20 protein-coding genes are annotated in these 26,517 nt (G+C 63.2%); 4 read left to right on the forward strand and 16 right to left on the reverse strand.

Annotated elements, in window-relative coordinates; translation table 11 throughout:
- Positions 1-9: 9 nt before the first annotated feature.
- On the reverse strand, positions 10-1,122 hold the full coding sequence (locus E0E39_RS11805) for an FAD-dependent oxidoreductase (RefSeq protein ID WP_130874919.1): 1,113 nt from the start codon (positions 1,120-1,122) through the stop codon (positions 10-12).
- 260 nt (positions 1,123-1,382) lie between these two features.
- Here E0E39_RS11805 and E0E39_RS11810 point away from each other — a divergent pair, with 260 nt between their 5' ends.
- Both E0E39_RS11810 and trpB read left to right on the forward strand, forming a co-directional pair.
- Positions 1,383-2,849 carry a uracil-xanthine permease family protein gene (locus tag E0E39_RS11810; protein ID WP_130874920.1) on the forward strand — a complete coding sequence of 489 codons (1,467 nt, stop codon included), beginning with the start codon at positions 1,383-1,385 and terminating at the stop codon, positions 2,847-2,849.
- 10 nt (positions 2,850-2,859) lie between these two features.
- On the forward strand, positions 2,860-4,056 hold the full coding sequence (trpB, locus tag E0E39_RS11815; protein ID WP_130874921.1) for a tryptophan synthase subunit beta: 1,197 nt from the start codon (positions 2,860-2,862) through the stop codon (positions 4,054-4,056).
- Here the strand turns inward: trpB and E0E39_RS11820 are convergent, their stop codons facing one another.
- From E0E39_RS11820 to E0E39_RS11840, 5 genes are read right to left on the reverse strand one after another with little or no spacing between them, the layout of a single operon-like run.
- On the reverse strand, positions 4,057-7,257 hold the full coding sequence (locus tag E0E39_RS11820; protein WP_130874922.1) for an AAA domain-containing protein: 3,201 nt from the start codon (positions 7,255-7,257) through the stop codon (positions 4,057-4,059). It lies immediately after the preceding gene.
- 37 nt (positions 7,258-7,294) lie between these two features.
- A complete protein-coding gene (locus E0E39_RS11825; RefSeq protein ID WP_130874923.1) occupies positions 7,295-8,314 on the reverse strand; it encodes a sensor histidine kinase in 1,020 nt (339 codons plus the stop codon).
- Positions 8,311-8,982: a response regulator transcription factor gene (locus E0E39_RS11830; RefSeq protein ID WP_245988306.1), complete on the reverse strand. Its 672-nt coding sequence runs from the start codon at positions 8,980-8,982 to the stop codon at positions 8,311-8,313. Before E0E39_RS11830 ends, E0E39_RS11825 begins: the two co-directional genes overlap by 4 nt.
- A 19-nt stretch (positions 8,983-9,001) precedes the next feature.
- Positions 9,002-10,666 (reverse strand): cytochrome c biogenesis protein DipZ, encoded by a 1,665-nt coding sequence (locus E0E39_RS11835; RefSeq protein WP_130874925.1) that lies wholly within the window; start codon positions 10,664-10,666, stop codon positions 9,002-9,004.
- A 3-nt stretch (positions 10,667-10,669) separates the two neighbouring features.
- Positions 10,670-11,137, reverse strand: a complete 468-nt coding sequence (locus E0E39_RS11840; protein ID WP_130874926.1) for a thioredoxin family protein — start codon at positions 11,135-11,137, stop codon at positions 10,670-10,672.
- Positions 11,138-11,508: 371 nt separating this feature from the next.
- Here E0E39_RS11840 and E0E39_RS11845 point away from each other — a divergent pair, with 371 nt between their 5' ends.
- Positions 11,509-11,889: a hypothetical protein gene (locus E0E39_RS11845; RefSeq protein ID WP_130874927.1), complete on the forward strand. Its 381-nt coding sequence runs from the start codon at positions 11,509-11,511 to the stop codon at positions 11,887-11,889.
- Positions 11,890-11,912: 23 nt separating this feature from the next.
- Here E0E39_RS11845 and E0E39_RS11850 read toward each other — a convergent pair whose 3' ends face one another.
- The 3 genes from E0E39_RS11850 to E0E39_RS11860 all read right to left on the reverse strand — a co-directional run bounded on the left by E0E39_RS11850 (position 11,913) and on the right by E0E39_RS11860 (position 15,556).
- Positions 11,913-12,206 carry an antibiotic biosynthesis monooxygenase family protein gene (locus E0E39_RS11850; RefSeq protein ID WP_130874928.1) on the reverse strand — a complete coding sequence of 98 codons (294 nt, stop codon included), beginning with the start codon at positions 12,204-12,206 and terminating at the stop codon, positions 11,913-11,915.
- 31 nt (positions 12,207-12,237) lie between these two features.
- Complete coding sequence (locus E0E39_RS11855) at positions 12,238-14,904, reverse strand: coiled-coil domain-containing protein (RefSeq protein ID WP_130874929.1); 2,667 nt, start codon at positions 14,902-14,904, stop codon at positions 12,238-12,240.
- 64 nt (positions 14,905-14,968) lie between these two features.
- Positions 14,969-15,556 (reverse strand): TetR/AcrR family transcriptional regulator, encoded by a 588-nt coding sequence (locus E0E39_RS11860; RefSeq protein WP_130874930.1) that lies wholly within the window; start codon positions 15,554-15,556, stop codon positions 14,969-14,971.
- A gap of 151 nt (positions 15,557-15,707) precedes the next feature.
- On the opposite strand from E0E39_RS11860, the gene E0E39_RS11865 reads away from it, so the two are divergent.
- On the forward strand, positions 15,708-16,043 hold the full coding sequence (locus E0E39_RS11865) for an NAD(P)-dependent oxidoreductase (RefSeq protein ID WP_207302487.1): 336 nt from the start codon (positions 15,708-15,710) through the stop codon (positions 16,041-16,043).
- Between the two features lie 16 nt (positions 16,044-16,059).
- Here E0E39_RS11865 and E0E39_RS11870 read toward each other — a convergent pair whose 3' ends face one another.
- The 7 genes from E0E39_RS11870 to E0E39_RS11900 all read right to left on the reverse strand — a co-directional run bounded on the left by E0E39_RS11870 (position 16,060) and on the right by E0E39_RS11900 (position 26,187).
- Positions 16,060-16,878, reverse strand: a complete 819-nt coding sequence (locus E0E39_RS11870) for an ABC transporter permease (protein WP_165444765.1) — start codon at positions 16,876-16,878, stop codon at positions 16,060-16,062.
- The gene (locus tag E0E39_RS11875; RefSeq protein ID WP_130874932.1) at positions 16,871-17,650 is read right to left on the reverse strand and encodes an ABC transporter permease; all 780 of its coding nucleotides are present in this window, start codon (positions 17,648-17,650) and stop codon (positions 16,871-16,873) included. The genes E0E39_RS11870 and E0E39_RS11875 overlap by 8 nt, the downstream gene beginning before the upstream one ends.
- Positions 17,651-17,664: 14 nt before the next feature.
- Positions 17,665-18,693 (reverse strand): ABC transporter ATP-binding protein, encoded by a 1,029-nt coding sequence (locus tag E0E39_RS11880; RefSeq protein WP_245988308.1) that lies wholly within the window; start codon positions 18,691-18,693, stop codon positions 17,665-17,667.
- Between the two features lie 65 nt (positions 18,694-18,758).
- Positions 18,759-20,504, reverse strand: a complete 1,746-nt coding sequence (locus E0E39_RS11885) for an FtsX-like permease family protein (protein ID WP_130874934.1) — start codon at positions 20,502-20,504, stop codon at positions 18,759-18,761.
- The gene (locus E0E39_RS11890) at positions 20,450-21,133 is read right to left on the reverse strand and encodes an ATP-binding cassette domain-containing protein (protein WP_130874935.1); all 684 of its coding nucleotides are present in this window, start codon (positions 21,131-21,133) and stop codon (positions 20,450-20,452) included. The genes E0E39_RS11885 and E0E39_RS11890 overlap by 55 nt, the downstream gene beginning before the upstream one ends.
- On the reverse strand, positions 21,117-22,745 hold the full coding sequence (locus E0E39_RS11895) for an ATP-binding cassette domain-containing protein (protein ID WP_165444768.1): 1,629 nt from the start codon (positions 22,743-22,745) through the stop codon (positions 21,117-21,119). The genes E0E39_RS11890 and E0E39_RS11895 overlap by 17 nt, the downstream gene beginning before the upstream one ends.
- Positions 22,746-23,598: 853 nt before the next feature.
- Positions 23,599-26,187, reverse strand: a complete 2,589-nt coding sequence (locus tag E0E39_RS11900) for a class III lanthionine synthetase LanKC N-terminal domain-containing protein (protein WP_130874937.1) — start codon at positions 26,185-26,187, stop codon at positions 23,599-23,601.
- Positions 26,188-26,517: the final 330 nt, after the last annotated feature.

Below are 26,517 nucleotides of genomic sequence, written 5' to 3' on the forward strand. Positions count from 1 at the left end.
GGCAGCTGATCAGTTCACAGGACGACGACGCAGCAGCCGGCCCACACCGGCCCGCACCTTCGAGGCCCACGGCAACGAAACGCTGCGGGCCGCGTCGACACCGAGCAGCAGGGCCGCCAGGTAACAGCCCGACGCAGTGCCGTTCATCAACTCACCCCTGCCGTTGCCACGGGTGTAGAAACCACCCGGTATCGCGGAGGCCCCGACGACGGGGCGGCCGTGGTCGCTGGGGTCGATGATGAGCTGGCCCGGGGTCACGTCACGGGCCCCGAACTCGGTCGCGGCCCAGTTCGTGAGCGCCGTCGTGGCCTCTGCCACCTGGCCGCGGGCGCACTTCGGGCCGAGCAGCAGCACCTCGTCACCGATGGGCCGGATCAGCCAGGCGGGCGGACCGGCCAGCAGCGTCACCTCCCCGGGCACCTCGACGCCTCGCATCCGCAGGGTGGGCACGTACTGCGGTTGCCCCACCCCCGCCACAGACCCCCACGGACTCACCGCGAGGGTGTCGACGACGGCGTGCGCGGTGAGGACCTCCACGTCCCGCGACCACGCCAGGTTCCGCCGGAACGCCACCCGGGTCGCTCCGTCGAGACGTTTGATGCGGGTGACGGTGACGTCGTGGAGGATCTCGGCCCCCACGGATCCGGCCTGCTCCTCCAGGAGGGCGGCGTAGTCGGCGGGATCGACCAGCAGCGCGGGAGAACGCAGCCCCGCCGTCGCCCGGGCGCTCGCCCCGGCAGGCAGCAGCGAGATCTCGGCCCCGCCGTCGCCGATCAGCTTCAGCACCCGGTTCAGCTCCCGGTCCAGGGCGACCCCCAGGGAGTGGTCGTGCAGTTCCACCTCGGTCAGCTCCAGCGCGCCTGCGGCCGCGACCCCCCGGATCTCCTCCAGCCCCGCGAGGTTGCGCCGGACGTGTTCCCGCGCCGCCTCGTCGCCGTAGGCCCCGGCCATGTTCGCCACGGTGCTGGCGTGCGCGCAGGCCGCGACCCCGTGGCCGATGGCGGCGGTCACGTGCTCCTGGTTCGGATCGAGGACCGCCACGGAAAACCCCTCCGCGGCCAGGCGCCGGGCCGCGGTCAGTCCCGCGACACTGGCCCCGATCACAACCACGTCCAACACCATGACCCAACCCTATCCGGGGTCCGGACCTCCTCCCCCGGCACCCACCCACGAGTCCCCGGACAGCCACCCTGGTTTCGACACGGCCAGCTCGTTGACACTCGCAGGCCGGCTCAACCACCATCGACACGGTCAGCTCGCAGAGCGAGCAGACCGGCTCAACCGGCTTGGGGAAACTCCCCCGAGTTCTTCATGATCGGTGGCGTCACCTGTGCCCCACCCCGGCAGGGGCAGTACCATGCCCGCGACGAAAGGACTGGGCCATGTTCGGCTGGAAGCTGCACAACAACGGAATCCTCGTTCCCGGGGCGGTGGTGGCCCCGACCGAACGGCTCGGTTGGGGACGGACCATCGGGCTCGGCGCCCAGCACGTCGTGGCGATGTTCGGCGCCACGTTCGTGTTCCCGCTGCTGATGGGGCTCAACCCGCAGCTGGCGGTGATGATGAGCGGCGTCGCGACGCTGATCTTCCTGTTCGTCGTGAAGCACCGCGTGCCCAGCTATCTCGGGTCGTCGGCCTCCTTCGTGGGTGTGGCGACCGCCATCTACTCGGCGGGCGGCAATCCCGCGACCCTCTCGGGTGCGCTGTTCGTGGTCGGGTTGACCCTGTTCATGGTGGGTCTGATCATCCACTTCGCGGGCGCCCGGGTGATCCACAGGACCCTGCCTCCCGTGGTGACCGGCGCGGTCGTGATGCTGATCGGCTTCAACCTGGCCCCGGTGGTCGCGAACACCTACTGGCCGCAGGACCCGTGGCTGGCGTTCACCGTCATGCTCATCGTGATCGCGCTCAGCGTGGGTTTGCGCGGCTTCCTGGGGCGCATCGCGATCTTCCTGTCGCTGGTGGCCGGCTACGTCCTGAGCTGGGTTTTCGACCTCGTCCTCGGGCCGCTGCGCACCGTCGCCGCCGACGGCACCGTCACCGAGAAACTGCGCGTCGACTGGTCGGCGGTCGAGGCCGCCAACTGGTTCGGCCTGCCTCCCGTCACCGACCTGGCCACCTGGCGGTTCGGCGGCGCGGGCAACGTCGTCGGTTTCCACCTGCCGCAGTTCTCGCTGGGGGCCATCATCATCGCCCTGCCGGTGGTGATCGCGTTGATCGCCGAGAACGCCGGCCACGTCAAGGCCGTCGCGGAGATGACGGGCGAGAACCTCGACCCGATGATGGGTCGCGCCGTCGCCGCCGACGGTGGTGGTTCGATGCTCGCGACCCTCGTGGGTGCCGGCCCCACCACCACCTACGCGGAGAACATCGGTGTGATGGCCGCCACCCGCGTCTATTCGACGGCCGCCTACGTGGTGGCCTCCCTGGTGGCGATCTGTTTCGGCCTGTCGCCGAAGTTCGGGGCGGTGATCTCCGCCACCCCCGGCGCGGTGCTGGGTGGGATCTGCGTGGTGCTGTACGGCATGATCGGTCTGCTGGGCGCGAAGATCTGGAAGGAGAACCACGTCGACTTCGGCAACCCCATCAACCTGATCCCGGCGGCAGCGGGCATCATCATCGGCATCGGCGATGTGAAACTGCCGATCACCGAGGGCTTCGCCCTGGGTGGCATCGCGCTCGGCACCATCGTGACCGTGGCCGTTTACCACATCGCCCACGCCATCGCCCCGCGTGAGCTCCGGGAGGCCGCCGACGGGGCGTCGCTGATCTACGACGCGCCCGGGATCTACTCCGAGGATGCACCCGATGTTGCAATCGACGACACTCGTCACGCCGACCAGCGATAGCATTCGCGACATGACTTCGCTGATCCACGCTGACGAGGCCGGGTTCTTCGGGGACCACGGCGGTCGTTTCCTGCCCCCGCAGCTCGAGGCCCCGATCGCCGAGGTGGCCGCCGCCTACGCGCAGGCCCGCCAGGACCCCGCTTTCCAGGCCGACTACGAGGCGCTGCTTGCCGACTACGTGGGCCGCCCGTCGCCGCTGTTCCTGGCGGCCGGGCTGACCAGGCACCTCGGCGGGGCGAAGATCTACCTCAAACGCGAGGATCTCAACCACACCGGCGCCCACAAGATCAACCACTGCCTGGGTGAGGGGCTGCTGGCCAAGCGGATGGGCAAGAAGAAACTGATCGCGGAGACCGGCGCGGGGCAGCACGGCGTGGCGCTGGCGACCGCGGCCGCCCTGCTCGGGTTGGAATGCGAGATCCACATGGGCGCCGTCGACGTGGCCAAACAGCATCCCAACGTGGTGCGGATGGAGATGCTGGGCGCAAGGGTGGTGTCGGTGACCTCGGGTGGGCAGACCCTCAAGGAGGCCATCGACTCGGCCTTCTCGGTGTTCGCCACCGACTACGCCGACACCTTCTTCGCCATCGGCTCGGCCGTCGGCCCGGACCCGTACCCGTCGATGGTGCGGGATTTCCAGTCGATCATCGGCCGCGAGGCCCGCCGCCAGGTGCTGGAGAAGGAGGGGCGCCTGCCGGATGCGCTGGTGGCCGCCGTCGGTGGCGGCTCGAACGCACTGGGATTGTTCACCGCCTTCCTGGAGGACGAGTCGGTGACGATATTCGGTGTCGAACCCGCGGGCCGCGACCTCGGCGTGCCCGGCGAGCATGCCGCGACGATCACCCTCGGCACCCCGGGGACGCTGCACGGCATGCGCACGCTGCTGCTGCAGGACGAGGACGGCAACCCGGCGGAGGTGCACTCCATCGCCTCCGGGCTGGACTACCCGGGGGTCGGTCCGCAGCATGCCTTCCTGCGGGAGATGGGTCGCGTCGAGTACGTCACCGCCTCCGACGACGAGACCATCGCCGCCTTCCAGCTGCTGTGCCGCACCGAGGGCATCATCCCCGCCCTGGAGTCCTCGCACGCCCTCGCCCACGCCATCCGGCTGGCGCCGACGATGAGCCCCGACAAGGTGCTGATCGTGAACCTGTCGGGTCGCGGCGACAAGGACGTCGATTACGTCGCCGAGTATTTGGCACGGTAATCAGTCCAGCACTGCTGACAGTTGCTGGAAGTAGTTGTACTTCGCCCATTCCGCACGGTCCCCGATGACGTACAGACGCCGTTTCGCGCGACTGGCCGCGACGTTGACCAGGTTGACGGTTTGCGCCGCCCACGCCTTGGCCCCTGGACGGTCGGGCGCACCACCCAGGACGAGGAACACGACATCGGCCTCACGTCCTTGGGCGGTGTGGATGGTGCCCGCGCGCAGCCTGCCGTATTGTCTTTTCAGAGAGTCCAACGCGTTCGCAACCTCACGGAAAGGTGAGATCGCGATCATGTCGGAGTACGGAATTCCACGTCGTTCCAGATCTTCCAGGACCTGCTGCAGTCGGCGTATCTGGTTGGGTTGCAGATGGGTCTCGTTGATGTTCGCGGGTTCGTCCAGCCATCTGCTGTACGGTATGTCCGACCACATCGATTCGCCGGCTCCCCGGTGCACCCCGTTGACCATGATCCCGTTGTAGGCGATCTGGTTGCACAGCGAGAACATCGGGTCGTCACAGCGGCGGTGAACCTTCAGCGGGGCACTCACCCACATGTCTCGGTCTCCCTGGCTCAGGGTGGTACCGAACCTCCCGACCCGATCCGCCAAGGATTGCACCGAGACCTGTGGGGCGAGCCAGTCGGCGCTCACATCGCAGGAGGCCGCGATGTCCAGCTGGACCTTCTTGGGGATCGTCACCACAGGCGGCAGCTGGAGCGGATCTCCGACGACGACGGTTCGCCGGGCCCGCCAGATCGCCCCGGCGGCCTGTTGTGGGCAGGCCTGCCCGGCCTCGTCGATCAACACCCATCCCAGGGACTCCGCTTCAAGGTTGCCGAACATCCGGCCGAATGATGCGAAGGTGGTGGAAACCAGTGGAACCACGAGGAAGAACAACTGCCATGCCGCCAGCAGTTTCTCGGGTTCGAGTTTCCGGGGCTGCTGTCCGCCAACGACATCCACCGCCGCGCCTAGCCAGTCCCTCATCTGCTGTGCGGTGTTCGCCAGGAAGTCCTCATGCAGTTGAAGAGCGGCCAGGAACAGGTCCGATCGTGCCTCGTCCAGCTCCGGATCAAGCCAGGGAGCGCGCATCTCGCGTTGGTCCCCCACCCAGTCCCGGCCGGGATAACCTGCTCCGAAGCGGCTGCTGTCGCGGACGCATTCCGCTCGTAACTCGACCAGGTGATCCGTCACCTGGTTCAGCTGATTGGCGCAGACCACGTGTTCCCTGCCGATCCCGGCCAGGTGTTCGCGAAGCCGTTGTTCACGGGTTCGGATGTCCCGGTGTCTTTTCTCGACCTCATCCAGCTGATCGGCAACCGCCCGGAATCGTGTTCGCCATTCCCGGATGGCCCGTCCCAGCGTGAAGATGACCTCCAGAATGCCGGGTTTCGATCCCATCTCCCGTTCACGCCTGGCCGCGGCGTCTCGTACCTCTTCCTCCACACGGCTCACGTGTTGCAGAAGCTCCTGCAGCTCCGCCCCAACGGCGTTCCTGTTCTCCTCAAGCTCCCTGACCCTGGTCTGGAGTTCTCGTTGCCGTTCTTCCTCCGCTGGTAGAGCGGACAGTCGTTCCGCGGCCAGGCGTCGTTCCTCCATCAGGTCACGGACCCGTTGCTCGGCCCGGCGGTAGTCCTCACGTGCTTGTTTCCAGCTACGCACCGGCGCCGTCCCCGTCGCCCATTCCTTGAGGCGGGTCTGCATGCGCTTCGGGGTTTCCGGATCTCTTTCCTTGGTGTCAGCGATCATTTTGTCGAACCAGAATTCGGAGCGGAACCCGTTGCGGTTTCTCTTGTTCCCAAGCCGGGCGGCCACCAGCCCCCACGCCTCGGCCGGGGCGGGGGACCCGGGCATGTCATCGCCCTCCGGCTCCACTGGCGTCGCTCCCCTCAGGACGCATGTCGCGATCTCCGCGAAATAGTCGGCTCGGGTGATCCACGGATCGCTGATGACGTTGGCGTTGCGAGCCGGAATTTCGTTGGTGACGTTCTCGACAGCGGCATTGTTCGCGGAGGCGACCACCATCTCAAAGCCAGTCAGTTCGGGACGCAGCTGAGGTACCGAGCAATTCCATCCGTTGGGGTTCTGCCAGCGGTGTTCCGTTCCGGTGAAGGCCTGCCCCGGATGTGTCAGCCTGGCGAGACGGCCGGCCCGCTCCACCACGTTCCCGGCCAGCAGGTCACGCAGCATGGTGGTCTTCCCCGTTCCCGGCGGCCCGTTGACACCCATGAGCCCGCGGGTTGTCGCCAGGTCATCCAAGGCCTGGTTGACGGCGAACTGTTGGCTGAGCGCCAGGCAATGGGCAGGGTTGGTGAGCCATCGCCCGAGCGGCAAGCGATCAATACCGGCGCCTTTTGTCACGACCTCGGGACGGGCCATGACATCCACGCGGTCCGCCTTCCGGATGTCCGAGGATCTCGTCAGATAGGCCTCCAAGGCGCTCCCGGGAATGGCGCCGTCGATGATTGCCCGCCACACCCTGCCCAGGTCGTCGAGAAAAAGGCTGTTGAGGAACTCCAGTTCCTGCTCGTTCCTAGCGCTGACCCGAACGCTCTTGATGAGGATCCTGTTGGTGGCCAGATCGGGCAGTTCGCTGATTTCACACACCCTCTGGGCAGTGTGCAGCAGGTCCGCCAGGGAACCCGGGTCCTGGGCCGGGGGTTCCCGGGTCCCCGCCGCCTGGCGACGTCCGCCCTCCAGGGTGTCGAACTCTTTGCAGAGGCGTTCTTGGGAAGCTGCGAATTTCTCCATCCAGTCCAGCGTGATGATGATCCTCTCACCGGATCTGACCTGATTGGCAATTCGTCCAACCGCCCACAGGGCCGAGGAGAGCACGGCAGATCCGGGAACCAGCCTTCCATCCTGATCCACCACCATACCGGCGCAGGCGCTGCAGCCCGGAGGCCGGGGATCATAGGCATCATTGTCGTCGTGGAAAGCCTTGTGCAGCCACTCGTAGGTTTCCTCGAGCCGGTACATTCCGAGATAGACCTCGTGCCGCCAGACGAAATCCTTCTTGTCCGGGGCCGGCAGCGATTTCCAAGGCAGGGGCGTCCGCGGCGTCCACTCGATCACCTGCAGATTTTCTGGACGGGTGGCGAGAGGCGTGGTTTTCGGCATCGGCTGCGGATTGAACATCTCCAGCAGCCACCAGCAACTGAGAATCTGTCGTTGACTGTCCAAGCTGGTTCGGGGCATGCCTCCATCTTGCCGCCCGCATCTGACACAAACCGGCTCATTCGTGGATTTCGCCGCCTCCCGCCGCTCTCGGCAGTTCGATCGTGACCTCGCAGCCGGGTGGCCGGTTCCGCAGGTCGACGGTGCCGTGGTGGGCCGCGACTATGGTGCGGACGATCGGCAGGCCGAGGCCGTTTCCCGATCCCGCGCCGGGGGTGCGGGCGCGGTCGCCGCGCCACCCCGCGCTGAAGGACTTTTCCAGGGCCTCCGGGCTCAACCCGCCGCAGTCGTCGCGGACCTGCACCCGCACGGTGTCGTCGTCGCCGCTCACGGTCACGCTCACCTCGGTTCCGGGACGGGTGTAGGCGATGGCGTTTCCGATGACGTTCTGCAGCGCCCTGGACAGCAGTCCCGCGTCGCCCGTGACGTCGCTGGAATCCCCCTCGACGGAACCCGTGAGGCGCACGTCGCGGCGCAGGGCGAGCGGGGTGAGGTTCCCGACGAGGTCGGAGACCAGGTCGCTGACGGTCACCGTCTCGGAGTTCAGTTCCAGGGTGCCGGACTGCAGCCCGGCGAGCGCCAGGACGTCGTCGACCATGGCGGCGGTGCGTTCGGCCTCCGCGACGATGGCGCGGTGGTAGCTGGCGGGATCCGGGGCGATGCCGTCCTCCAACGCCTCGCCCATCGCCCTGATCCCGGCGAGCGGGGTGCGCAGGTCGTGGGACAACCACGCGATGAGTTCCCGCCTGCCCTGCTCCACCTCGCGCCGGCGGCGTTCCTGTTCCAGCGCCGCCGCGGCCTCCGCGATCACCCGCTGGCTGCGCAACGCCACCAGCACGCCCGCCAGCAGCGCCGCGGGGACGGTGGCGGCGAGCAGCAGCAGCGGCACCCCCACCGATTCGATCAGCATCAGCCGCACCCCGACCAGCATCCCGACCCCGACGGTCACCACGACGGCGATGGGGCTCAGCAGGGCGGCCCAGCGAACGGAACGCCTCGCCACCCCCAGGGTCAGGACGGTGCACCCCAGACCCACCAGCAGGGTGGTGGCGGCGACGACCAGCAGCTGCCCGGTCACGAGGCCTCCCACCGGTATCCGCGGCCCCACACCGTCACCAGCCGGGTGGGGTGCTGCGGGTCGGTCTCCACCTTCCCGCGCAGCCGTCGCACGTGCACCGTCACCGTGGATGCGTCGCCGACGTCCCAGCCCCACACCGCGCGCATCAGTTCCTCACGGGAGAAGACCTTCTCGGGGTGGGTTGCGAGGTGGGCGAGCAGATCGAACTCGCGGAGCGTGAGCGTCAGCGTCTCGCCCGCGAGGGTGGCCTTCCTGGCGGTGAGGTCGAGGGTGAGGTCGCCGTCGGTGATGACCTCCCGTTCGAACCGGGGTTGCTGTCGGCGCAGCACCGCGTTGACCCTCAACACGAGTTCGCGGGGGCTGAACGGCTTGGCCAGGTAGTCGTCGGCGCCGAGTTCCAGGCCCAGCACCCGGTCGGCCTCCGAGCCCTTGGCGGTGAGCATGATCACCGACGCAACCACCCCGCGGGAACGGATCCGCCGGAACACCTCGAGGCCGTCGATGCCGGGCAGCATGAGGTCCAGGATCACCAGGTCACAGCCCTCCGAGAGTTCCAGGGCGCTGATCCCGTCGGCCGCCTCGGTGATGCTGTGCCCGGCCGCGCGCAGGTAGTCGGAGACCACGCCGCGCACGGTCGGGTCGTCGTCGACGAGCAGGATGTTTCCCATGGGCTCAGGGTAGGGCTGCTCATCCGAATGTGAAGGCATTGGCGCTCACGCCTTTGTCGAAGGTCAGGGTGACGGTGGTTCCCCGGGTGGCCTCGGGCAGCCGCACCAGCCGGTACAGGCGGGCCCCGGAGATCGTGACCTCCTCGCCCCGCACGTCGGCCCCACCGGGTGGGCCGCCGCCCTCGACCCGGACGCGCACCTTCGCTCCTGTGGGGCCGTCCATCACCAGGAACATCTCGCGCCCGGCGAAGCGATAGTTCAGTTGCGCCCCGTCCCGGGCGGCGGTGATCGATTCGTCGCCGGCCGTCCAGTTCCCGGACAGGCTCCACCGGTTGGTGGCGTCGGGGGCGGGGTTCTGGCCGTAGTCGTGTTCCCCGGACTCGAGCCGGGTTTCGTTGCCGGATGCGCGCCGGGTACCGAGGTAGGTTTCCGGGGACTGCCCCTGCGTGGGTTGCGAGGTTTCCCCGGTGATCCCGGCCTTGTCCCCGGTTTCGCCGAGCAGGTCGCGGATCTGTTTCTCCGCCTCGTCGTAGCTGCCCTCACCGAAGTGCATCCAACGAATGGTGCCGTCCTTGTCGATCAGGTATTTCGCGGGCCAGTACCGGTTGTGGAAGGCGTGCCAGGTGGCGAAGTCGTTGTCGAGGGCCACCGGGTACTTGATGCCCGCGTCACGTACCGCCTTCTCGACGTTCTCCGGCACCTTCTCGAAGGCGAACTCGGGCGCGTGGACGCCGATGATCTCCAGTCCGGCGGCGCGGTAGCGGTCGTACCAGGCGTTCAGGTAGGGCTGGGTTCGCATGCAGTTGATGCAGCTGTAGGTCCAGAAGTCGACGAGCACGACCTTTCCCCTGAGGTTGGCCAGTGTGGTGGGTGTGCTGTTGACCCAGTGGGAGATCCCCGCCAGCTCCGGGGCCTGCCCGAGTTGTCCTCGTTCGGAGTTGCCCGCCACCCCGGGGGCCGCGTTGCTCTGGGGGATGAGCCCCTGTTCGAAGGCCGTGAGCGCGGGGAACTTGTCGACTGCCCAGGTCTGGAGTGCCTTGTCCAGGCCCGTCGACACGAACAGACCCACGACGATGAACAGCACCGCGATGGCGCGCTGGAACCAGCCGCGCGGGTTCGAGGCCCAGCCGAGCCGGTCGATGAGCCTGCGGCCCGCCAGGGAGATGCCCAGCAGGGCCCCCGCCATGCCCACGCAGTAGATGCCCAGGTAGATCATGCCCGCCACGGGGCTGGCGGGCAGCACCGTCGCGATGACCCACGCGTAGGTGGGTGAGCAGCTGCTGAACACCGGCCCGAGGGCGGCGCCGGTCAGGAGCGCCCCCGCGGTTTCGCCACGATGGTTGCGGGCCTTCCCGAGGAGACCGTGGGCGGCCTCCAGTTTGGTCCACCGGGCGACCCGCGCCCACAGGCCGGGAAACAGCATCGCAACGCCCAGCAGGATCACCAGCACTCCCGAACCGATGGCCCAGACGCGCGGATCGATGGTGAGGAAGGCGGTGCTGGCTTTCAGCAGCAGCGTGAATACCAGCAGCGACACGACGAGCCCGCCCGCGATCAGGTAGGGGCGGCGCCGGGAACCGTGCCCCAGGCTCCCGCCGACGATGACCGGCAGGAACGGCAGCACGCACGGCGCCAGCACCGTCAGGGCACCGGCAAGCAGGGAGAGCGAAGCGGTGACGATCATGAATCAGCCCCGGAGTTCCTCGAGGAGGGCGTCCGTCGAGGTGCTGGCCCACTGCCGCACCTTCTCGCCCTGAGAGTCGATCTGCACGAAGGTGTGCTGCGTGGTCACCCCGTAGCGCTGCCGCAGATCGGTGTGCTGGTCGTAGTCGACGCTCACCACGGTGGTTCTCGCCGGGATCTTCCCGGGATCGGAGGTCAGCGCCTCGTTGATGGCCCGGCAGGCGGGGCACCACGTGGCGTTGAAGAACAGCACGACCTTCGAGTCGGCGTACGTGTCCTTGGAGGCCTGGTACTGGTCGTAGGTGATGTAGGACCGGGACGCCGACTCGCTGTGCGACATGGCCGCGGAGGGGGACATGGCGCCGGAGGGGGACATCGCCGGGGACATGGTGTCGGAGGACGAGGGCGCCTGGGAGCAGCCGCCGAGCACGATGACGGCGGACAGGGCCAAGGGCAGGAGGTATTTCTTCATGCCCGGGAGTCTTCCGCCGCCCAGATGACGTGGAACAGGGAGAAATCCTTACGGAAGTGTGACCGCTCAAGGGCGTCCGGTCGATCCGGTCCCGTGGATGCGCACGCGAGCCTACAGGTCCCCAATCGTGTCAGCGCGTACTCCCGTGAGGCCTATTTACAGCCTCTCCGAAGCTGGCTGAGCCGGACCGCGACGAAGGAGCAGTCCGTGTCGAAACCACCGGAGCCCGCCGCAATGCCAAGGCACGACCACCAGAGGATTGCGCTGGCCGGTACCGCCTGTGCATAAACCTCTCCGTGCCTGATGCAGCTGGGTGGCGGGCGCGTGGATCGTCACGGTTTCCTGGCCCGGCATCCCGGAGGGCATGGAAGGTGAGACATGTTTTTCTGTTCCAGATCCTGCTGTCGCTTCTGTTCCAGACGGCCGGTCCCTCCCCGGCCCCGCCGGCGCCGACCCCCGTTGACGAGCCGTCCCAGGACGTCGCGCTCCGGGTGGGGGAGGCGCAGACGATCAACCTCGGCGAGGTCAACCTGTCGTTTCCCCACCGTTACGGGGTCACTGGCTCATTCGAGAACCGCCTCACCGGAAAAATAAACGGCCCCAGCCCCATGCCCGGTTACGACCCTGCAGAGGCGTTGCCGGCACTGACCGGGAGGGCTCCGGGAACCACGACCATGACGGTCAGGAACTGCGAACCCGACGGCATCACGTGCAACGACGCCACGCGCGCCTACACCATCACCGTCACCTGAGCGGCCGTCGCGATCCGCTCGTTCTACTCGTCGTGCTGGACGACCTCGAATCCCAGCAGCTCGATGGACATTCCGCGGCGTTCGTCGTCGGCGTGGGCGCTCGTGTCGCGGCCCGCCACCCAGGCGTCGTAGTGCTCGCGGGTGTCCCAGCGGGTGACGACGAAGTAGCGGTCCTCACCGAACCGGGGGCGCAGCAGCTCGAAGCCCTCGAATCCCTCGGCCGCGTCCACCGAGCGTTTGCGGGCCGCGAATCGTTTCTCGATCTCCGGTCCCGCGCCCTCGGGGATCCTCAGCGCGGTGATGTTCACAAACGTCATGACATTCTCCTGAACTGTCGGTGAGGTGATCCTAACCCGCTTCCCCGTCATTCCGGGCCTCGGCGGAACGATGGGCGAGTGGAATGCTCACCCATGTCGATTCCCCGTCCTCGTCGCTGCAGGTGAGTGTGGTCCCGAACCTGGCGACCCGATCCGACAGGCTTTGAACGGATGCCCGGGGTGGTGCCCACGTGGCGGAGACACCGCAGGCGGCGGCGATCCCGGCCATGACCCCGCCCGGAAGCGTGACCGTCCGACGCCCTGCCGAGTCTCCGATGATGATCACCCGCCGGGCGGCCCTGAGGACCTTCAGCACGCGCTGCGGGGCGACGCGGTCCGCCTCGTCGACGATCGCCCACCCGAGACCCTCGGGCCCGAACTCTCCGAACATCTCCGAGAACCCCTCACGGGTGGTCACGACCACTGGCACCGCGAGGAAGAAGAGCTGCCAGGCGGCCCGTATCTTCTCGGGTTCGAGGTTCTCCGGGACCCTGCCGGCGACAACGTCGACGGCGGTTCCCAGCGCGCCGACCATGCGGACGGCGGTGCCGGAGAGGAAGTCCTCGTGGAGTCGCATCGCGGCCAGGAAGAGCTCGGAGCGGGCGGTCTCCAGTTCGGCATCCAGCCACGGGGCGTTGAGTTCACGCCGCTGGCCCGCCCACTCCTCGTCGGGGTAGTTCTCACCGAGCCGCCTCCGATTCCTCTTGATCTCACGACGCAGCTGGTCCAGTTCGGCCCCGATGCTCTCCAGCTCCGGTTCCATCTCGACCTGCTCCATCCGCAGTTTCTCGAACCGGTCCCGGAGTTCCTCACCCCGTTCAAGTGTCCTCTGGTACTCCTGCTCGGCCTCGTGAAGCTCGGCCGCCGCCACGTCGTGCTGCTTGCGCCATTCCCGGGCGGAGTTGCCGAGCGTGAACACGAACTCGGTCGCGCCGGGTTTGAATGCGAGTGTCCTGTAGTGCTCGGTGGTGGTTTCCGCGACCTTCTGCCTCGCCCGCTCCTCCGCCTCCCCGGTGGCCGTCATCTCGGATTCGACGGCGGTGATCTCCCTGTCGACCTCCGGCGCACGTTCCAGCAGGAGACGTTCGCGTTCCACCAGTTCCTCATGGCTCAGCATCACGCGCCGGGCCTCGACCATCGCCCGGGTCAGGCGTTCCACCTTCTTCTCGGCCTGGTGGAAGTCGTGCCTGGCAAGCCACCAGCTCTGGTGGGAGGCCTTGCCGTCCCGCCAGTCCCGCAACCTGCCGAGCATCCTGACGGACCCGGTCTCCCCGTCGCCGGGGTCCGGTTGGTCGAACCAGTACTCGGCCCTGAAGGCCTCCCTGGCTTCCCTGTCCCCCAGCCGGGCCGCGACCATTCCCCAGGCTCCCGCATCCTCCCGGTCCTCGCCGGCGGCTTCCCCACCGCGAATCGCGGTCGCGATGTCGGCGAAGTAGTCCGCCGATTCACGCCACGGCCGTCCCAGGGACCTCCGGCCCGTGAGTTCCTCGGTGCATTTCGCTGCGGTCTCGTCGCTGTCGGAGATCACCACCGTCTCGAACCCGCAGAACTCCTCACGCAGCTGCAGGACGACGCGCTGGAATCCCTTCGCGTCCTTCCAGCCGTGCTCCTCGGCGGTGAACGCCTCCATCGGGTGCGACAGCGACGCCAGACGCCGGGCGCGTTCGACGATGTTGCCTGCCAGGATGTCGCGCAACACGACGGCCCTGTCCGCGTCGGCTCTCGCGTTGATGCCCATGAGACCCTGCCCGGGAGCCAGGTCGTCCAGGGCGCGGTTCGTCACGAACTGCTGCCTCAGGGTCGGCGACTGTTCCGGGTCGCGGGGCCAGCGGCCGGCGGGAAGTCGTTCCGGCAGGGTCAGGGCATCGACCGCGTCGGGATGGTCGGCGATATCCACCCGCCCGGACCCGTCGAGTTCCTCGTCGCGGGTCAGGTAGGCGCGCAGCGCGGCGACCGGCCGTTCGTCGGTCTCCAGTTCCGCGATCACGTCGTCGAGTTCCGCGCGGAAGCGGCTGTTCAGGAAATCAGGATCCGGGGTTTCCCGGCCCTGTTGATCATCAACCCACTGGCTTCTCACGACGATCCGGTCCATGGACAGTTCGCGCGCACCCTCGATGCCCCAGGTTTTCTGGACGATGCGCAGCAGTTCCCGCAGGGAGTCGGCGTCGTGGGGCGGTGGTAGTTCCCCCTCGACGCTCGCACGCCTGGCCCGCTCGAAGGAATTGATGATCTCCCCCAGCCGGGCCTGCGCGGCACCGAACTCATCGACCCATTCGACCCCGGGGCGCTGGCCGTGGGCGATTCTCCCGACGGCCCAGAGCGCCGACGACAGCACCGCGGAATCCGGGATGAACCGCCCGTCCTCGTCCAGCACCAGACCGACGCACGCCCCCCTGCCCGCGGGACGCCCGGTGTGTTCGGTCTCGTCCCCCGAGATCTTGCGGAGCCAGTCGTAGGTGTCCTTGAATCGGTACACCCCCAGGAAGACGAGATGCCGCCAGGCCCCGGGGGCCCTTCCCCGTGAGGAGGAGAGGGTTTCCCACGGCAGCGGATTCGACGGCGTCCATTCGATCACCTGCTCGTTACCGGATCCGTCGGCCAAGGACATCGGTTCGGGCATCGACTGCGGGCTGAAAAGCTCCAGCAGCCGCCAGAACGCGAGGATCCGGCGGCGCTCGTCATCAAGAAGGCCCGGCATGCGTACCATCTTGCCGTTCCCGCCCGTCAAACGCACTTGGCCACTTGTCCGACGACATACGGGATCAATCCGGCCGGGCGATCCGGCGGGCCGCCCGCACCACCGAGTCCCTGCGCCTGGCACGCTCCGCGTCGGTGTCGGGGCCGGTCAGCATGCGGGCCACCTGGGGCACGGAGGACCACCACCCGGCGAGCGACAGGATCAGGAAAACCATGTGATCGGGGTCAATCTCCTCGGCGACGACCCCCGCCCGCTGCCCTGCCACGACGGCTGCCGTCTTGTATCCGTAGTATTCCCGGCGCTGTTCCTCGTCGGGAACCTCGGCGTCGAAGGCGAGCCCCTCCCATCGCAGCAGCCGCCCGAGCTCCGGATGCTCCAGGTGGTAGTCGTAGACCCGTCCCGCGTACTCCCCGATGTCCTCCTCCGCGAAGGAACTCACCGGCAACGCCTGCGCCACCGTTGCCAGCTCGTCGCGGAGGACGCGGGCGAACAGCTCGCGTTTGCCACCGAAGTAGTTGTAGACGCGTTCCTTGTTGACCCCGGCCGCTCCCGCGATCCGCTCGACGGTGGTGCCGTCCGGCCCGTGGGTCGCGAACTCGGCCGATGCCGCGTCGAGTATGCGGCGTTTCGTCGCTTCCGTGTCCCAGGCCATGCCTCGTTTCCGCTTGCCGTGTCGTTCCAACGCGAGGGTTGGTCTTTCGGGGAAACCGTACTACGCTCGAATCCAACGAAAACGTTGGAATTGGGGTGGTCATGCCACGGCTCGCCCGAGCACGACCATCCGGCTCCGGTCGGCCCGGATCGTGACCGTCGGCGGGGCGGGGTCGCTGCACACGCCCGGTGCGCGGAGATTCTGGCAGGATCCACCCTTCCCCGCCCGGACGCTGCCGCGCGGGCGTGCCCACGCCGAGCTGCGCGACCACCTGGAATCGGGCGCCGCGGGTAGGAACTGGGTCTACCTGATCCCGCCTCCTGCCTTCGTCCCCGGGGGACCGGCCACCGGTGGGTACCGGGCATGGCATCCGTCCGGGGATGAATCCGATTTCATCCACCGCGGCATCAGTTACGCCGACTTCGCCCTGGCACTCGCCGATGCGATCGAACAGGGCTGGACGGGCACCCGGCTCATCGGCACGTGAGCGACCGGCGACCGCGTCACGCGCCCGGACTCTGGTAGTGCCGCGACATGCGGTGGAAGAGGAGCAGCGACAGGGGAAGCAGCACCCAACCGGCCAGGGGCGACGCCCACACCAGCCCTGCGGGAAGCGGTACCTCGACGACCCGGCCGAGCAGCGCGGTCGCGGGCAGGTAGGCGACGAACCCGAGCGGGAAGACGAAACACAGGAAAAACAGGCCCGCCGGCCCGAAGATGGTCAACGGGTAGATGCCGAAGGTGGTGACGATCCGGTCGGCCTGGATCTGCATGGCGGCGGCAACCCCGCCGCGGAAGGCCAGCGACCCGATCGCCACCTGGACGGCGGTCTCCACCAGTCCTCCTCCGATGACCGCCGCCACGACGTAGCCGAGTCGCCACCACGTCCACTCGACGGGGGCGAGGAGCCCGAATCCGACGAGGGCCGCCAGCCCCAGAAGTCCATCGCCCACGGTCAGGACGTTGAAGCGCCGGGTGATGATCTGGAGGAACTGGTCGACGGGTCTGAGCAGCAGCAGGTCGTAGTCTCCTTCGCGCACCAGCCGTGCGGTCTCCAGCATGCCGCCGAAGGGCAGCACGTAGAGCGAGTGCGCGGCCAGCCGGATCCCGACCAGCAGTCCCAGCTCCGCGATTCCCCAGCCGCCGATCATTCCGAACCCGTTCAGCAGCAGCGCCAGGAAGACGACGTTGACGCCCTGGTAGGTCAGGCCGCCGATCAAACCGGCGAGCAGATTCGCCCGGTACTGGGTCTGGGCGCGCAGGGCGGCCCTCTCCAGCACCCACCAGGCGCGCAGCGCACCGGGGAGTCGTCGTTCAGCCACCGAGGACCACCACCCTGCGTTCGGCACGCAGCCACACGAGGTGGGTCAGTCCCGCGAGCATCGCGATCCACGCCACCTGACCGGCGATCGCCAGCCATGCGGAGGCACCGTCGAGCTGCCCGAAGTAGATCGACAGGGGTGTGAACATCTGGGCGCGGAACGGCAACCAGTCGAGGACGGTAGCGAACCAGCCGGGCATGAACCACAGCGGGATCAACGCCCCCGAGAGCAGTCCCGAACCGAGCCGGTACAGCATCATGTAGCCGCCGATCTCCAGCGACCAGAAGCACGTCAGCGACATCAGCAGGTTCATCAGCAGCGTGATGACCACTCCCAGCAGCATCGCCAGCAGCCATGGGAGCACCGCCCCGGCGCTGGGCGGCAGGGTCAGCCTCCCGGTCAGCACCGCCCAGGCCAGACCGGCTACCGTGATCGGCAGCTGCGCCAGGAAGGTGCCGACGTTCTGGGCCAGCACCTGCGGGACCAGACCGAGGGGTCGCGTCATGTCCACCCCCACCTGACCGTTGCGCACCCGCGCCTCCAGGGCGGAGAACCGCCAGGGCATCATCGCGGCCTGCAGGCAGGCGGCCAGCACCGCGTAGCTGACGGCCTGGCCGGGGTCGATGCCGTTGACCGACGCCGAATCGCCGTAGACGGACCGCCACACCACGCCGAGCAGCCAGACCTGGATCCACAGCCCTGCGACCGCCATCACCATGTCGAGGCGATAGGACCACGAGGTTCTCAGCGAGTTGCGGATCGTCCCCCGCACCGCAGCCCACCCGTTCACCGCGACGCGGCCTCGTCATAGATCCGGGCGACCACGTCGTCCAGGCTCGCCTCGTTCACCGACAGGTCGGTGATCCGCCAGCGTGCGGTGACGGCGGCAATCAGGTCGGGGGTGCCGATCCGTTCCGGGTCGTGGGTGAGCACGGCCTTGCCGTCCTTCACCGTGGCGGTGGCGCCGTCCGCCCGGATCAGTGCCGGGTCGACACCGGCGGCCGGGGTGACGGTCAGGGTGCGTTCCCGCACGTAGCGGTTTCTCAGGTCGTCGAGGGAGCCGTCGAACAGCACCGTTCCCCGGTCGATCATGATGATGCGCCGGCACAGCGCCGCCACGTCGTCCATGTCGTGGGTGGTGAGGATCACCGTGGTGCCGAGCCGTTCGTTGATGCCCGCGACGAATTCGCGGATGCGGCGTTTGGCGACGACGTCGAGGCCGACGGTGGGTTCGTCGAGGAAGACGACCTCGGGTGAGTGCAGCAGCGCCGCCACCAGGTCGCCGCGCATCCGCTGCCCCAGGGACAGGAACCGCACCGGGGTGTCGAGGAAATCGGTCATGTCCAGCAGGTCGGTGAACATTCCGAGGCGCTGCCGGTAGTCCGCTTCGGCGATGCCGTAGAGGTCGCGGATCAGTTCGAACGAGTCGCGCAACGGCAGGTCGTACCACAGCTGGCTCCGCTGCCCGAAAACCGCTCCGATGTGGGCGGCGTTGGCGCGACGGTCCCGCCACGGCACCCGGCCCGCCACCTCGACCACGCCCGAGGTGGGAACGAGGATCCCGGTGAGCATCTTGATGGTGGTGGATTTCCCCGCCCCGTTCGCCCCCAGGTAACCGACGAGTTCCCCCGCCGCGATGTCGAAGGACACATCGTGAACGGCGACCTTCTCCACCTTCCGGCGGGTGAACAGCCGACGCACCGCCTTGAACCGTCCCTCGGGTTCTGCGGGTCGCTGGAAGACCTTCCTCAGATCTTGTACGTGGATCAGCGGAGGGGATGCGGTCGGTTCATCCGGCTCTGGGTTCGGATTCACGACGCGAACGCTAGCATCCGGCCGGCGTGTTGCCCTTCCAGCGCGCATCTGGCCGGTTCACCGGTTCATGGCATGGTGCCCGATCTGCGGTCGGTGAGACGAAATCCGACACAGGCCAAGGTCACCATGGCCAGTGGCGCCACGGACAGGAGCGCACTTGTCGGGAGGGCGAGACAGGAAATCCCTATCGCTGCAGATCCCGTCATTCGCCACAGCAAGACAGAACAGAATCCGGCGCACGCACATGCAACCACTAGGCTGCACACCCCCACGGGTACCAGCAGCGCCGCTGCGGCTGCCCTGTCCCGGTGTACCGGACTCATGCCGACGCTGGTCAGCGGCCCCAGGGCGGTACGAGCACGCACCATTTCTACGATGCTCGTAACGAACAGGAAAAGCAGACCCGCGAAAAGCGTGTAGGAGAACAGGGGAACAAATTCACGGCTGCCGGTGCCGCGTGGCCCATAAAACATCTGGGCCGGCAGGTTCTTCAGCGCTTCCGAAGCGGATATGGAAGCCATATTGTTGGATTCTTCCAGGACGGTCCACGCCCCGTAGGACGATGCACCTCCCGGTCTGGTTTCACGGTGCGTCTCCCAGGGCCACGCGAGGAAACCGGCTCCCAAATTCCTGCCATCCACGGCATCCGCGGCGACGACCCGTTCGGCTGTCGACCGGCTCCCGATGAGCTCAAATCTGGTGCGTGTGTCCGCAGTACTGCCGTCGATGGGCTCGGAGTTGATCACGAATTCCAGGACACCTGCGCAACCATCCCTTAGGTCTCGGCACGTGGCTGTGGCTTGTGCCTCCGATGTGAATGACTGGCCATCAATCAGCGCAACTCGCCCTTCCGGGTGGGCGGCTCGTGAAACCATTTCACGTGTTCCGGTTTCCCCGGTGGCGCCGAATCCGAGAAAGCCGAGAGGAAGGCCAATAGCCAGGATTCCCACCATCGTGGCCGCATTCATTCTCAGCGCTGGTTGGAGGAGCATCCCGAGCCTCACCAAGCTGCCCGGGTGTCTCGTCAGAAGGCGAGCGAGGAGGAAACTGGAGACTCCTGCGATGGCTGGTGCGGCCAACGTCAGGGACGGTCCCAAGAGGACCACAGTCCCCAGGGTCGCCATCAAATCCGGATCCGTCGTGCCGGTGCCGTAGAACAGAATTCCGAGGGTCACGACGGCGACGATGAACCCGGCGGTCTTCGCGAAACCCCGCAGGCGCGATCGGGTCCTCGCCACATGTGTGACGGGTTCCCTGATCCTGCGCGTGCTGATCAGGTGGGCCGGAAGAACCAGGCCCAGGAGCACACCGATACTGATTGCAGCACCGGGTACGGAGAGGGTCAGCGATTCCGGTCCCATCTCCCGATAGGGAGCGTAGACGGTCCGGAGAAGCACCCACCACACGGGCTGTAGCACGATGATGCCGCCCAGCAGTCCGGCGAGAGCAATGAGTGCGTTCTCACGCAACAGGTAGCCACGGATCCTGCGTTCGGACAGTCCGAGCTGCAGAAGGACGTTCCACGCGGGCTGGCGGAGACGCAGGCTGGCTCTGAGCGCATACACGAGTGCCACGATGACTGCTGGAACTGACACCACACCGGACAACACGAAAGATCCCCGGAACGAGAATGATCCTCGGGGGTCCAAGGCGGCGAAAACCAACACTTCCACCAGCAGGGCTGTATACCCTAGGGCAACAGCACTTGTGAACAACGATAGAGGGGTCCGCCGGGTCAATCTCCACAGGTCACGCATCATCGAACACCCACCAGCGTGGACTCTTCGTTGATCATGAAAACCTCGTCGCATGCCGAGAGCACCTCCGGATCGTGACTCACTAGGAGAACGCTTTTCCCTGTCTGGCGAACATGGTCGACGACTTCAGAGACGACGGCTTCTCTCCAACGAGAATCGAGGCCACTCGTCGGTTCGTCAAGAGCTAGGACGGGCGTCTGCGATAGCAGGGCCCTCACCACCTGAACCCTCTGGCACTGCCCTCCGGAAAGTTCGGTTGGTCTGTGTTCCAGCAGTCCGTCCAGTCCCAGACGTGATGCAAGGACGCCCACGTCATCGTGCACGACACGGACACCAGCGATTGCACACCCCACCCGGATGTTTTCCAGCGCAGTCAAGACATCCACCAGGCCGCCACTCTGCAGAACCAGCCCAAAGGAGCTGGCACGCATCTTCTCGCGATCTCGCGGAGCGAGAGAACCGAATTCCCGTCCTTGCAGGAAAACCACGCCCTGCAGCGCCATCTGGCGACCCGTCAGCACGCGAAGAAGACTCGACTTCCCTGAACCGGACGGCCCAGAAATCCCCACAACAGAACCACGCTCCACTACCAGCTCCGGGCACTCGACTAGAGGAACCCGCGTCGCCCCCTCCCCCACGACGAGATCACGAACCACAAGTGCGTGATTACCTGCTCCACCCATCACAATTCCTCTCCTCAACGACGCAGCCACTTCTCAGTACCACAAATTTTTCAGCCACCTTCAGCAGTTCCGAGTCATGGGTTGCGATAACGATTGTTTTCGAAGAAGTTTTGACGCGTTTCATGAAGATCTCCTTCCATTCATCATTCAAGGCACTAGTTGGCTCATCAAGAATCATGACTGGGCGCGAGGAAGCAAAAGCGCGAGCCAGCCCGACCCTTTGCCTTTCACCTCCCGAAAGGCTACTGGAGTCAACAATGGAATCATGATTATCAATGAACGCTCGCGACATCCCCCAGAAATTGAGCTCCCGAAAAGCTGAAGTCTCACCGATAGATCTATCCAGCAGAACGGTTTGCAAAATAGAATCCTGAAACAAAGGCTCATTCTGACCAACATATGAGACGCAAGACAAACGGCTTTCGATCTCCCCAGAGGAAGATGCAAAAACGCATCTACCAGTCGTCGGTTCCACTAGGCCTGCCATCACGTTTAAAAGAGTCGTCTTACCTGAACCTGACGGACCAGTTACAACAAGACAACCACCAGCCATAACATCGAAGGAAATGCCATCTAGAATCCGGGCTCCACCCTCGATTGAGACTGAGATTTTCTGAAGAAAAATAGAGAACCTGACTTCGCAAGAAATGCTTGCATCCGAAATAATATCGTTCGGATGCACAAGGTCCGCCGCCAGGCACGATAGACGCGATAGAGCTGCTACAGTCATTTGTAGATCTCGGATGGTGCTCAAGATGGCTTGGAAAGGCGCCACCAAGATGCCACCATACATGAAGAGTTGAGCAATCTGACCGTCACTCACCAAACCCATTGGCCTCAGATAGAGCAGCGCGTGCACACCCAGTATTATACTGGCGACTGCCAACATAGATTCTGATACAGCGCCGTATTTCAACGCGGTGCGCAAATTTTTAAAAGCTGCTCGTCGAACTTCAATAAAACTCAAAGATACTGGATGAAAATCGACCCGGTCAGCCGCATAAAGTCGCAGCATGGAAAACGTCCCAGGGAGTCTGCTTACTGCCTGTATGACACTCTTTCGCGCATCCAAAGTTTGACTGGCAACGTTGCGAAGTGGCTCCAAACTAAAAATGCTGATAATTGTTGCTACTACAACGAGAGAAACAAAGAGGAACAGGCCAGGGCCACTGATATATAAAATCCCGATCACGGCACTAACCAATAGCGTCAGCATGCTTACCAATTTTGTCAACGAAGCAACAACACCCTGCACGATTGTGTCTACCTCATTAACTAGCACAGGCGGAATTCGAGATACGATCTCCCCCCGCTTCAAATCGAGCCTAGCGTGAAACAATCTCGCATATAAATCACCAACCAAGCTGATTCTCATATCTTGGGTAAGCCAAGTGCTAGAAATGCTTTGAACAGTATTTGCAAGTATCATTAGAAGCAAGTTTGCAATGATCAAGTATACAAATTCAATACCCCAGAACAATTTCCCGTCTATCGCCCCTCCAGTAAGAACTGGCAAAAGACTTGTAGCGAGTGCAGAAAATGCTGCCGCAGAAATCATTACCACTTCCAGCAATACAAATTTCCGCGTAAGAACATTACCCAGCGGCGCCACCCAAGAAGAATGCATACGATCCCATCGTAGTAAATTTAGGACTAAATTGCGTGTACAACCATCTTTAGCCGCACTACGTCTACATACCAGTCGGAATATCACTCAGCAGATCCCTCACCCACTCCGACCACCCATTCAAAGTCCTACCTTACAAAAGTTCCGCCAGACCACGCAGGCCTTTAGATGTCGCTGCTTGCAACTCAAGACTCATTAGAGATGAATTATATTAGGGATATGGGCGTGGCTATCGCATTCGTTGAGGCTTATTCACGGGCGGCGGATCGCCAGCGAAACCCCTAGCCAGACCACACTTGAGGATGGCTATGAATAAACCTCGTTGTAACACAGTCACGCCCATATCTTTAATTACCGGCTAGCAAAACGTCCAGCTCCAGTGACTACCTGAAGGATTCCCACCGCAGAAAATAACGCTCGCTTCACTGCGATGATCCGGGTCTGCTGACTGCGTACCAGACAGTCTACTAAGTTCCGTCTCAGTCATGGGATTTCACCTCCTTTCAAATTAGAATCTACCAGAAGTATGCCACAGCAGCAAGAGCAGCGAGAAAGAATTTTGCTTAGAAGAAGCCCATTCCTTACTGTCTCGGACAGTCTCTACACCGAAGCTTATTCTCAGCCATCCTCAAGGGTGCTTTAACTAGGGATTTTACTGGGCGACACGCCGCCTGTGAATAATAAACCTCACCACAAGTAATTTTAGAGCGCAACCAAGCTGAAATAGCTTTCAGGAAAATGCGGTATCGACAAACCACACCAGATAGGTTATTGAAAACTCCCAAGCCTTGTTGAATCCATCGGTATTTTCGCTCCTCGGCTACCGCGTCAAGGATTCTTATGATTTGTCAATCACAGGGAGAGAAAAAGGTAGGTACGGAGCGAGGTCACCAGGCTGAGCAATATGCGTAAGGACCCGACCCGCCGCTCCGTAGGCGTAATCAAAGCTGACCCTCATATGCTTATATCCGAAGCAGAAAGCTGCTCTACCCCTATGCGGAGTAGTCTTTCTAATCCACCTTAGCTGGTAACACTTGTAAGGCTCAGCATTTACACTAAGGAGATTCTGAATCATATCCAAGGTGAGCGCGATTCCACTTCGACCAAATAGCAGGGAATTCAGTGCATAGAATTCATTCTGGCAGGCTGCTAGCAAGCCCTCAAATTGGCTCTGCTCGCAAGGAATTATCTTGGCCAAGAAGCCAACAGCAGCAATCGCTGATAGAATACCAGCTGACCCCATCCCTACGTATGGCATGAGCCGAGGGAAAGTCACGTCTGGGCCTAAAAGGGCGCCATCATCCCATACGCAATATTCAATATCGGAACGAATCATTTTGACAGCTAGGTCGAAATCGTTAATATCATTCACGTAGTTCCAGATAGCAATAGCAGTTGCGACTCCGCTCCATCCATAAAGAATACCCGCACTCAATGGCACATTCTTGAGTTTGTCGTAGTCCGCCTCGATAGACTTGACCAAGTCCATGCCGAGACTCGCCTCTTCGGAAGAAATACCATTCTTCTCATACTTATGCAAGAGACCCAAGAGAAGCCCTGCTTTTCCATGGAAAACAAAAGGACCTGCCGCACACAATCGTTCTAAGTTCCGATTCACCCAGCCTGCCAACATTTCAGACGAGGCGCTGCAATCATATTCAGCGATTGCGACAATCATGCCGAGCGTACCCTCCATGAGACCAATATGAGATTCGTAATCTCGAACTATGCTCACGTAATCTACCAAACGCGCCGCATCGTCTTTAATCTTAGAACGGAATCCAGCTTTAGAGAAAGCAGCAATAGTACCCGCAAGCCCTCGGAAAAGCGAAAAATCAGCTGGTGTCAGGAGTTTCGGCCAAGACTCTTTCTTCTGCAAAGATATCTGCTTGACATACTCACGCGCGGTTACCAGCCTCTCAACAACGTCTAAACCAGAGTCCAGATCCGCCGGAATTGCATCAAGGTCGGGAGCTATGAATTTCAGAGTGTCTCGGGGAGTATTCAGATATTTCTCCACGAGGTGAAAAGCTCTGATCCCAAAGCGCTCTCGAACTAGCTCAAGAATACGGAAGGCCTCCGAGGGGAACACGTCCAAGGGACTAGGGGCACCAAAAAAGTAGGTTAGTGCCACTCTGCCAAGCGCACACGTATCTTGAGTTATGCCTCCCGCACCGGGACCAGCAGAATATCCTGGAGTAGTGATCTGATTAGAGAATATATAGTGCGGCTCGGCGGTTTCGAGATCGATAAAGGAAACAATGTTCTCATCATCCACCATTATATTAGAAAGGCTTAAATCCCCATACGAATATCCGTGCAAGTGAAGCCTGTCCAACCCCATCTCGATCTGACTTAGCTGATGCGTGACTTCTGCTACATAGGATTCTATCTCGGCCAAGATGTCTTGGTCCCGTTGCTCGATTGTCACTCTGGGGCAATGCTTTGCAATCCACTTATTGAGCTGCACACCTTGCTTACGTTCAACTATGATGTAAAATGCGCGTTCTGTCTCAAAGGTGTCCAGCAATTTCGGAAATGATTCGTAGTTTTGAACTACCGCAAGTGCAGCGGCTTCCTTGCGCCGTCGCCAGCTTCCATCGCGTCCTAAGCTTTCGATTCCAGCTTCCTTGACTCCCTCCTTTACAATCACCGGTGTTCCATTGTAGGTTGCTTCGTATACAGACCCACCACTCGATTGACTCAAGATAGCGGTTGCTACGAAGGGCAGCTTTGCTGCCGACGATTCGAAACGTTCTTGTTCTATTTTAATCTCATGCGGCACTTCGATCATTGGCGGAACATAAAAATACGGACGGCGCTCGTCTTCAGCCAGCGATCCGTCTTCCATGCGCATATAGCTAGTCAACATTCCTGTGCCATAGTTCATTCGAAGTTCAGGAAATATAGCACCATAGCGAAGGTGTACGATGGAGTTCTTCCAAGGAACATCGGTAAATACCTTAGGACCATCATACTGTTCCAAACTATTCGCTAATAGATTAGCCAGCAGAACTGCATGCTTAGAATCATGCGGATAGATGGTAGCAAATTTACCATGAATATCGCGTTGTGCCTGCCGGGAGAGGCGTTCAGCATAGTCGCGATCAGAAACAACGTGCTTAAATGTTACTTTTTCGACTGCCGCTATACCTGCTATTACCTCTAGTACCGCTTGGCAGTCATGAATATATGGAGAGATATGAATCTTCCAGCCTGCGCTCATAAGTTCCTTCTGCTCTACATGCCTTTGCAAATTCCAATCGCCGCTGTAGCTACTTAGGAAATTACTCTTGAACTGACTGGGTATGGAAAAAGTTATCCCGTGCACTGCACGGTCGGTTCCCTCAACCCACCAGAGAGGGGGCACCTTTTTCGGGAGAACATCTTGCGGCCCGTCCAATGAAAAATCTGTCTCATTTAGCATGATATTTTACTATCCATTTCGATGATTTACTTGATTTTCACCCTTACATCCATGAAAACTTCCCTGCCGTGAAACTTCTTATTACCCGCCCATGAACAGGATTAAAACCCTGCCTCTCACCCTGTTTACAGAATGTAAATGACGGATTCCGTGCACGCAGTCTGCCGGATTTATCATCTGCACAAGATCTTCCACGAACACAATGCCTGGGGGATGGACACCTCGAAACCAATTTGCCCTAACCAAGAGCGCACCACCCAGCGAACATTTAGCGAAATCCCTTGTAGAACCAAGACCACGAGGTATCGTGCACAGCTCTTAATTAACTTG

The organism is [Pseudopropionibacterium] massiliense (assembly GCF_900607225.1).
GTDB classification, from domain to species: domain Bacteria; phylum Actinomycetota; class Actinomycetes; order Propionibacteriales; family Propionibacteriaceae; genus Arachnia; species Arachnia massiliensis.

What these genes read in the sequence shown, in the direction of transcription:
- E0E39_RS11805 (WP_130874919.1), bottom strand. Translation starts at nt 1,122, where the DNA reads ATGGTGTTGGACGTGGTTGTGATCGGGGCCAGTGTCGCGGGACTGACC.
- E0E39_RS11840 (WP_130874926.1), bottom strand. Translation starts at nt 11,137, where the DNA reads ATGAAGAAATACCTCCTGCCCTTGGCCCTGTCCGCCGTCATCGTGCTC.
- E0E39_RS11830 (WP_245988306.1), bottom strand. Translation starts at nt 8,982, where the DNA reads ATGGGAAACATCCTGCTCGTCGACGACGACCCGACCGTGCGCGGCGTG.
- E0E39_RS11810 (WP_130874920.1), top strand. Translation starts at nt 1,383, where the DNA reads ATGTTCGGCTGGAAGCTGCACAACAACGGAATCCTCGTTCCCGGGGCG.
- E0E39_RS11860 (WP_130874930.1), bottom strand. Translation starts at nt 15,556, where the DNA reads ATGGCCTGGGACACGGAAGCGACGAAACGCCGCATACTCGACGCGGCA.
- E0E39_RS11850 (WP_130874928.1), bottom strand. Translation starts at nt 12,206, where the DNA reads ATGACGTTTGTGAACATCACCGCGCTGAGGATCCCCGAGGGCGCGGGA.
- E0E39_RS11855 (WP_130874929.1), bottom strand. Translation starts at nt 14,904, where the DNA reads ATGCCGGGCCTTCTTGATGACGAGCGCCGCCGGATCCTCGCGTTCTGG.
- trpB (WP_130874921.1), top strand. Translation starts at nt 2,860, where the DNA reads ATGACTTCGCTGATCCACGCTGACGAGGCCGGGTTCTTCGGGGACCAC.
- E0E39_RS11890 (WP_130874935.1), bottom strand. Translation starts at nt 21,133, where the DNA reads ATGGGTGGAGCAGGTAATCACGCACTTGTGGTTCGTGATCTCGTCGTG.
- E0E39_RS11885 (WP_130874934.1), bottom strand. Translation starts at nt 20,504, where the DNA reads ATGCGACGAGGTTTTCATGATCAACGAAGAGTCCACGCTGGTGGGTGT.
- E0E39_RS11835 (WP_130874925.1), bottom strand. Translation starts at nt 10,666, where the DNA reads ATGATCGTCACCGCTTCGCTCTCCCTGCTTGCCGGTGCCCTGACGGTG.
- E0E39_RS11900 (WP_130874937.1), bottom strand. Translation starts at nt 26,187, where the DNA reads ATGCTAAATGAGACAGATTTTTCATTGGACGGGCCGCAAGATGTTCTC.
- E0E39_RS11820 (WP_130874922.1), bottom strand. Translation starts at nt 7,257, where the DNA reads ATGCCCCGAACCAGCTTGGACAGTCAACGACAGATTCTCAGTTGCTGG.